Genomic DNA, 8,136 nt, shown 5'->3' on the forward strand with positions numbered 1-8,136 from the left:
CCTGTTATTGACATGCCATCTTTTGGATGGTATATATAAAACAAAGGTGGAGTGCTTCATTTCAAAGCATTCCACCCAGTCTTATCATAGAAGAATCTTATTTACAGACTTTTCTTCATACCCTCTTAAAGGAAGATTCGAGGCTTCTTCTCCCCAAAATATCACCCTGTATTACGACTACACCGACCATACCCATTACAAAAAAAGCCGTTTTATCTATTGGGGGCACGGGCATATTGAGGGCAATATGGTGAATCTGTTTCTGCAAAACCAAAAGCATAACATTGAGTATTGTGTCTGCTCCGCACGGATTCCCATCGTCAATGATAATTACGTTTATGGATTCATTTCCGGGTTATCTCCCTCTGCCATGGTACCGATTTTCAATAAATTCCTCATCAGCCCCAAACCCCTTCCCTGCAACGAAAATCTGCTTCAGCTCTTATCCTTTACCAAAGAAGAATTCCACATGGCAAAAAAGAACAATACCATCTCCCTGTCATTGGAACATCTTTCTTTGCTGAAATTTTAAAATTTCACATCCCATTTGCATACATGGATAATTCAAATTCCAATTATTGCATGCCAAAAAAACAACGCAATATAACCCTATGCGTAACATATATATCCAAACAGTGTCTTGGCAAAATCAGTTTTTTATGAAAGATCATTGTTTTTTTCTTTTTGATTTCTTAAGAGGAACTGGACTGACTGTCGTCAGAAGAAAACATTCCACCTGCAATTTAGATGAATCAGGACCACCGGCTTAGCCGGTGGTTTGCTCTGCCCCTAGAAGGGGCTATTACCAGCAGCGCTTGCAAGCGCATTGAAAGTCCGCCAAGTGCTCTACTTTCTCAACTGCCGCCCTTGGCGGCTATTTTTATTTGTTCTCTTTTACTTTTTCACCCGTAAACGGGTCAATGTACTCGCTTAAACTTATTTGATCCGCCATCCAATCTTCTTTTAACTGATTATTGATATATTCCCGGATCTTTTTTGTATTCTTTCCTACTGTATCAACATAATATCCTCTGCACCAAAATGTTCTATTTCCATATTTGTATTTTAAATTTGCATGCCTGTCAAAAATAATTAAAGAACTTTTCCCTTTCAAATATCCAACTATTTCTGATACGCTGTATTTGGGCGGTATGCGAATCAACATGTGTATGTGATCTGGACAACATTCTGCTGCTATGATTTCTATTCCTTTTCTTTCGCATAATTCTCTAAGTATTTTTCCTATTTCCGCTTTCATCTTTCCATATATTACTTGTCTTCTGTACTTTGGTGCGAATACAATATGATATTTACATTCCCAACTTGTATGTGCTAAACTATTCATATAAAAACCTCCTATGCTTTCTTGTGTCTTGGCGGACTCAAGATGATGATAGCATAGGAGGTTTTTGCTTGAAGCTGAAGCTCACTGATTCCCCCGGCATAGCCGGGGGTTTTTATTGGATTTACCAAAAAGAGTCGGAAATCCTTTTATTCTAAGGATTCCGACTCTCTTTGTTTGCTTATGGGAAAGTGTCTAATGGAAAACGCTTTTGGGAAATCATTGAGGGATGGAATTTCTCCCTTTTCGTCAAAGCCTACTTCCATTGGTCAATGTTATCATGCTTTCCCTTTCTATTTTTTGCTTATATATTGGGTACAGTCTCTTTTGCTCCCTCAAATCTAACGTTCATCCAAATAGATGGGATTTGTCCATGCCGTTCTGCCATAAATATCACTACATTTTACACGGACATATTTTTCATGGCCTTTCAATTTATATTCTCCATAAGTCAATTCATTGCTGTGTGTTTTAGACATGAGGCTGATGCCGTCATTAACACAATTTCCTGCAACGAAATCAATTCTGTATACATTTTCGCATTTCACATACACAACGCCGTCTTTAATGCCCCAATCTTCAATGGCAACGCCGCTGGAAGAATAGTAATTGCCTTTGAGCATATTCCGCAGGATTTCCTCTCTATCCAAACGGTCAGACTTCACCACCATATATCCACCACAGGCATCATCAAACAATCCTTCATTGTGATTGTCATCACTGGCAAAAGCCAGCATTTTTTTGCCGTCTCGCAGCATTTCATCCCAATACACTTCATCATAGCCCGTATTGCTTTCATTCACTGTATTATAATTGAAAATCTCCAAAGCCCAGATGCCTTCCAGATCACAGAATTCCGGATAAGAAACCCTAGACCAGATGGGATGGTTATAAGTCGTAATCATGCCATAGCTCCGCATTTCGTCACACAGTTCCTGTGCCGCTTTTTTGCCGTCCCAACTGCCAAAATAGTTCTTGATCTGTCTTCTTTCCAAATGGGCAAACTTCTTTTCTGCCTTTTCTTCCATTTCAGAAGTACCCAGAATCCCATGGATATGATGGACTTTCATTCTGTGTTTTCCGCTTTCGTCAAAAAGATTTACAGAGGCTTCCAGACCGGGAAGGATGATAAAATCCTCGCTGTCAAACTCGCTGCGATAATCTGTATAAATGTCATGGTCAGAAAAGCATAAAAAAGAATATCCGTTTTCTTTGAAAAGGTCTACCACTTCTTTGGGAGAAAGTTTCCCATCGGAATTTGTGGAGTGGCAATGGAGATTTCCCTTGTACCAGTTTCCAGTTTTGCTGAAGCCTTCCACATTCTTCATGCCATCCCCTCCTCAGATCGCCACACAGTTGTGTTCCGCAATAGATAAGTACACTTTTTCACCGTCCTGAAAAATGGACACGCTTCTGAACAACGCATCCGCATAAACTTCAATGCCACCAACGTCAATGGTATAGCGCAAAACATTGCCTCTTGCGATATGTTCTTTGATAACACCTTCCATTTTGAAACGATCGTCATTGGCAATGGGCGCTTTGGACATCATGATGGTTTCCGGTCTAATGGCAACTTTTGTTTTCCATTCTGTGCCGGTTAGTTTTGCGATCTTATCTGCTTCAAAAATATTGTAGTTTCCGATAAAGCTTGCAGCAAAGGATGTCACAGGTCTTGTGTAAACTTCCACAGGGGTACCGGACTGTTCGATGACACCATCGTGGAACAAATGGATGACATCACTCATAACCATAGCTTCGTCCTGATCGTGGGTAACGAAAATGGTTGTCAGCCCCAATTTGTTATGGATTTCCCGAATGCTCAGCTGCAGGGATTTTCTCAGTTTTGCGTCAATGGCGCTCAAAGGTTCGTCCAGCAGCAATACTTTTGGCTGCATGACAATACCTCTTGCCAGAGCCACTCTCTGCTGCTGACCGCCGGAAAGATTACTGGGATATGATTTTTCTTTCCCTTCCAGTTCCACGATTTTGATTGCCTTGGAAATACGTTCATGGATTTCCTCCTGAGGCAATTTTTTCAGCTTCAGACCAAAAGCCAGATTTTCTTCCACTGTCATATTGGGGAACAGACTATACTGCTGGAAAACCATACCGATGTTTCTGTCTTTGGGTTCTTTCGTTGTAATGTCTTCCCCATCCAGAATGATCTGACCATCTGTCACTGCTTCCAGCCCCGCAAGGGAGCGCAGCAGGGTACTTTTCCCACAGCCGGAAGGACCTAATAATGTGACAAACTGTCCTTTTTCAATTTTCAGGTTGATGCCTTTGAGCACATGGTTATCACCATAAAATTTATTGATATTCTTAAACTCAATGTACGCCATTTTCAGTTCCTCTTTCTTTCTTTCTCTGAATAAAAAATGCACAAGCAGAAATCAGTAATGTTACCACAAACAATACAACAATCACTGCACAGGTACGCTGACCTGATTTTTTCATTACATCATACAAATACATCTGGGCTGTCTGGAAATGCCCGCCGGCAAGGGTATTGACGATAACGAAATCCCCAAACACAATTGCCATAGCCAGCATAATGGATACGGTAACACCATTCATGATATTGGGCACCACCACATGGAAAAATGCGTAAAATTTGCTTGCGCCCAACATCTGCGCCGCTTCGATGAGCTTGTTCGCGCCAATGCCATGGAGGTTATTGCGAATCCCCTGATAGATATAAGGCAGAATGACAATCATATAGGTAGAAATCAGCAGGAAAATACGATTGTTAAAGGGCTTTGGCACAGATGTATATAAAGACAGTACACAGATGGGCAGGATAACCCCCTGCACTGCATAAGGGATGGTACAGAGGATCTGCACATATTTATCCCATTCCGGTTTGTAAATGTAAGTTACATACATTGCCAGCAAAACGATGATGGTGCAAAGTAAGATAGGCACAATGGAAATCAGTACCGTTCTGCCAACGGAAAGCCAGAACACCGGATCAGAAAAAATTTCCATATAAGCCGTCAATGTAAAACGCTTTGGCAGGACATCAATCCATTCTTCAAACAAGGAATAGATCAGCGTCATTGCCAATGGGATCAATAGATACGCGATGATGACAACAATGGCCAGCTTCGCGCCTTTTTTATTTGTTTCCATAAACTCAGATTCCTTTCTTTACAGTCAACTTATTCTGTATCATAATGGCAGCGATCATAAATACCATCAGAACAACAGCAATGGCACTGCCGAATTCCGGTCTTTGTACCAAGTCACCCACAAACTGTTCAGACAGACGGATGGGCAGCAGGGACACGTTGTTCATCAGCAGGGCATAAGCAGAAGCGTATGCCGCCAGCGCGTTTGCGAACAATACAGAAAATGTGCTTAAGATGCTTGGCATCAGAATGGGAACCCCGATTTTGGTCCAGAAAGTGAAGTTGGTTCCACCCAACAGGGCATTGGATTCCTTCCATTCTTTCCGAATGGCATCAAAAGCAGGAATCAGCAGCAGTGTTGACAAAGGTATCTGGAAATACACATAAATCAGCAGCAGCCCAAAAATAGAATACAGTGGGAAGTTTGCCAGAAATTCGATGCCGTAGTTGCTTCCGATCATGGTCATGACACCCACATTCCCGAACATGATGATGTACGCAAATGCCAAAGGCACACCGGAAAAGTTGGATACCATGTTCAAAATGCTCATGAAAATATTGTTCAGCTTACCTTTCGATTCATGCACCGCCTTGGCTCCGATGAATGCCACAATCAAACCTATGATGGAAGACAAAATAGAAATGATCAGGCTGTTTACAATGGCTTTTTGGTACAGCGGCTTTGTAAAGATATTGATATAGTTTGCAAGTGTAAAGCCAAAGTCTTCTCCTTCCGGTACAAAGCTTCGGATGATTGTATAAATAATCGGAATCAGTTCAAATAAAACGCACAATACCAAAAAGGGTATTAACGCCAATAAGTATGTCTTTTTCTGTTTCATATTTTACCTCACATATATAGGAAGGCTGTCAAAGTTACTCGACAGCCCCCCATTTTACATCTATGATTGATTATTTTGCGTATGCAATAACTTCTTCCTGCCAACGAGTACCTAATGTTTTCGCTGTTTCATCCCATGCTGCCTGATCTTCTACCATTCTTGCGTTTGCATACTGTTCATCAGGGATCATTTTTGCTTTTACTTCTTCAGGAAGTTCTACATCACGAACAGGTTTTGCGTAGCCTTTTGCCAGATTGATCTGACCTTCGTCGCTGAGGATGTATTCACGAGCCAGTGCAGCGGCGTATGGACGTTTTGTATAGCTGTTGATGATTGTGCAGTAACCGCTCTGGATAGATGCTTCTTCCGGTACGAATACAGAGAAATCTGCGTCAGGATTGTTTTCCACAAACTGATCACGGTAGCCCAAAGCGTTGTAGTCCCACAGGAATGCGACACCAACTTCACCTTTTTCGATACGAGCCTGTGTGAATTCACCCAGATCCAGACGGCCCTGTTCCGCGATCTTACGGAAGTATTCCAGACCGGGATCGATGTTGGATTCATCACCGCCGTAAGCAATGGCAGCAGCCAGTACGGCAAACTGTGCCTGTGTCGCAGCCTGAACGTCACCAACGGCTACCATATAATCACCGTTGAGGATGTCTTCAAAGCTTGTAGGTGTTTCTTTTACGATTTTATTGTTTACCAGGACTGTCATTGTGCCATAGTAACCAATGATCCAGTCGCCGTCATCGTCTTTTGCCCAATCAGGAATGGAATCCCAGTAGCTTGTTTTGTACTTCAGGGTTACGCCTTCTTCTTCCGCAACAGGTCCGAATGCCTGACCAACGTCACCGATGTCTTTGGTAGCGTCTTCCCCTTCTGTTTTAAACAACGCGATTTCTTCCGCACTGGACATATCTGTATCCTGATGTGCAATGCCATACAGTTCTTCGATTTCCTCCCATGTTTCCACCCAGTTTGCCCAAGTGTCCGGCATACCAACGGATTCGATCTTTCCGTCTTCTTTTGCTTTTTCAATGATTTCGTCCACAGACAAAGCGTTTAAGTCAACTGCCGCAGTTGTTTCTCCGCCGCCGCAGCCTGCAAGAGTTGACAAACAAAGACCGATTACAGCAGCTGTTTTCAATAATTTCTTCATTTTTTCCTTCCCTTTCTTTTGCTCTTTTCGTTTTTGCCGGACTCATTATATAAACGAAATATTAAGTCTAACAGCGCGGTCGTGTTAAAAAAATGTGAAAATTTTAGTGGATTTTTAAGAATTTTGTATTTTCTCCAATCATGTTTCCCGGAACCCACAGCTCCACTTGCAATCTTATCACGCCTTAATATCAAACCATAAACGGATATACAAAAAGACGGCAAAGCCCTCTTTGCCGTCCTCAAAAATTCCAATAAATCGTAATAGGCACATCTCTCGACCCAGAAATCCTTCTTCCCACATCCACATGATCGACCAATGCTTCCACCATCTCTCTGGTCAGATGTTCCACATGGATATATTTTTCCACCAACTCTTTCCCATTTCCTCCTGCCTTTTTCCGCTCTTCTATTTCCTGAATCTGTTCTGTGCATATTTTCATCGCTTCTTCCAGTCGCTTCTTCTCCACGGAAAACGCCCTTGTCATGTCCAGATAATCTTCTTCTGTCAAAATTCCTCGCACCTGATCCAGATATAACGCCCGAAGGGCTTTTTTGCGATCTAGAATCTTTTTTTCGTAAAATTTCATCCGATTCGCAACACTGCTTTCCTGTTTTTTATATTCCTTATCCCATTGGATTCCCTGTTGCAAGGCTTCCTGATCCAGATAATTCTCTGCTAGCCGTTTCAGCTCCTCCATAACTTTGCTTTCCAAACGGCTGACAGAAATGAAAGCACCTCCGCAAGCATCTTTTGACACAGAACGATTGGGGCAAGTTAAAAACCGCCAATTCTCCCGTTTGCCGGAGCGCAGCACATAGCCACATTCTGCACAGCGAGCTTTACCAGAAAACAGCCCAACGGTACCAGTGGTAAAAGGCTTTGCTTTTTGTTCCCGCATTGCTTTTACCTTTTCCCACAATTCTTTTTCTATGATAGGTTCATGGGTTCCTTCCACCCGATACCATTGTTCCTTGGGGCGAGGCTTATTCTTCTTTGTTTTATAAGAAACACTGCCGTATTTCCCCTGCACCATATTGCCTATGTACATTTCATTTTCCAGCATGTCCGCAATGGTGTAATATTTCCACAGGGTGCTGATTTTCTGCTTTGTCGGCGTTTTGATGATTCCTTTTCGGCGTTTATATTCCGTTGGATTGGGCACACCTCTGTCATTGAGCATTCGTGCAATGGCAGATTTTCCATAGCCTTGAGAAAATAGTGTAAACACTTCTCGAACCACCTGTGCAGCCTCCTCATCAATGATGAGGTGCCCCTTTCGTTCTGGGTCTTTTTGATACCCATACAGCGCTGTGGCGCCAATATGAAATCCATTTTCCCGCCGATTCCGCAGAACGCTTCGAATATTATCGGACATATCCTCCAGATACCATTCGTTGACCAGACCATTGATCTGCCGTGATTTTTTGTTACCTTTCACGTCTGTATCGGCATTGTCCACAATGCTGACAAACCGGATACCCCACTGGGGAAATAACCCATGGAGGTATTTTTCCACCAGCTCTAATTCCCTTGTAAAACGGGACTGGGTCTTGCAAAGGATGATGTCAAAAAGCCTTTTTTCCGCATCTTCCAAAAGACGCCGAAACGCCGGTCGATTCCGATCAGCACCAGCATAGTCATCATCGCTGT

The 8,136-nt window shown here is 42.5% G+C and carries 8 protein-coding genes; 1 reads left to right on the plus strand and 7 read right to left on the minus strand.

Annotated elements, in window-relative coordinates; all coding sequences use genetic code 11:
* A partial coding sequence (locus INF29_RS14575; protein WP_207728178.1) for a hypothetical protein occupies nucleotides 1-532 on the plus strand: 532 nt, incomplete at its 5' end.
* A gap of 348 nt (nucleotides 533-880) precedes the next feature.
* On the opposite strand, the gene tnpA is transcribed toward INF29_RS14575, so the two are convergent.
* From tnpA to INF29_RS13390, 7 genes are all read right to left on the minus strand, one after another.
* The gene (gene tnpA, locus INF29_RS13360) at nucleotides 881-1,345 is read right to left on the minus strand and encodes an IS200/IS605 family transposase (protein ID WP_072853609.1); all 465 of its coding nucleotides are present in this window, start codon (nucleotides 1,343-1,345) and stop codon (nucleotides 881-883) included.
* Between the two features lie 338 nt (nucleotides 1,346-1,683).
* Nucleotides 1,684-2,670 carry a PHP domain-containing protein gene (locus INF29_RS13365; RefSeq protein ID WP_193487172.1) on the minus strand — a complete coding sequence of 329 codons (987 nt, stop codon included), beginning with the start codon at nucleotides 2,668-2,670 and terminating at the stop codon, nucleotides 1,684-1,686.
* A 12-nt stretch (nucleotides 2,671-2,682) separates the two neighbouring features.
* Entirely contained in the window at nucleotides 2,683-3,687 is a 1,005-nt protein-coding gene (locus INF29_RS13370) for an ABC transporter ATP-binding protein (protein ID WP_193487174.1), read from the minus strand.
* Nucleotides 3,674-4,477, minus strand: coding sequence for an ABC transporter permease (locus INF29_RS13375; RefSeq protein ID WP_072853595.1), 804 nt, complete (start codon nucleotides 4,475-4,477; stop codon nucleotides 3,674-3,676). Before INF29_RS13375 ends, INF29_RS13370 begins: the two co-directional genes overlap by 14 nt.
* 4 nt (nucleotides 4,478-4,481) lie before the next feature.
* Nucleotides 4,482-5,318, minus strand: a complete 837-nt coding sequence (locus INF29_RS13380) for an ABC transporter permease (protein ID WP_072853597.1) — start codon at nucleotides 5,316-5,318, stop codon at nucleotides 4,482-4,484.
* Between the two features lie 70 nt (nucleotides 5,319-5,388).
* Nucleotides 5,389-6,483: an ABC transporter substrate-binding protein gene (locus INF29_RS13385; RefSeq protein WP_072853599.1), complete on the minus strand. Its 1,095-nt coding sequence runs from the start codon at nucleotides 6,481-6,483 to the stop codon at nucleotides 5,389-5,391.
* A 241-nt stretch (nucleotides 6,484-6,724) separates the two neighbouring features.
* On the minus strand, nucleotides 6,725-8,136 hold a 1,412-nt coding region (locus tag INF29_RS13390), incomplete at its 5' end, for a recombinase family protein (RefSeq protein WP_193487176.1).

The organism is Anaerotignum lactatifermentans (assembly GCF_014982935.1).
GTDB classification, from domain to species: Bacteria; Bacillota; Clostridia; order Lachnospirales; family Anaerotignaceae; genus Anaerotignum; species Anaerotignum lactatifermentans.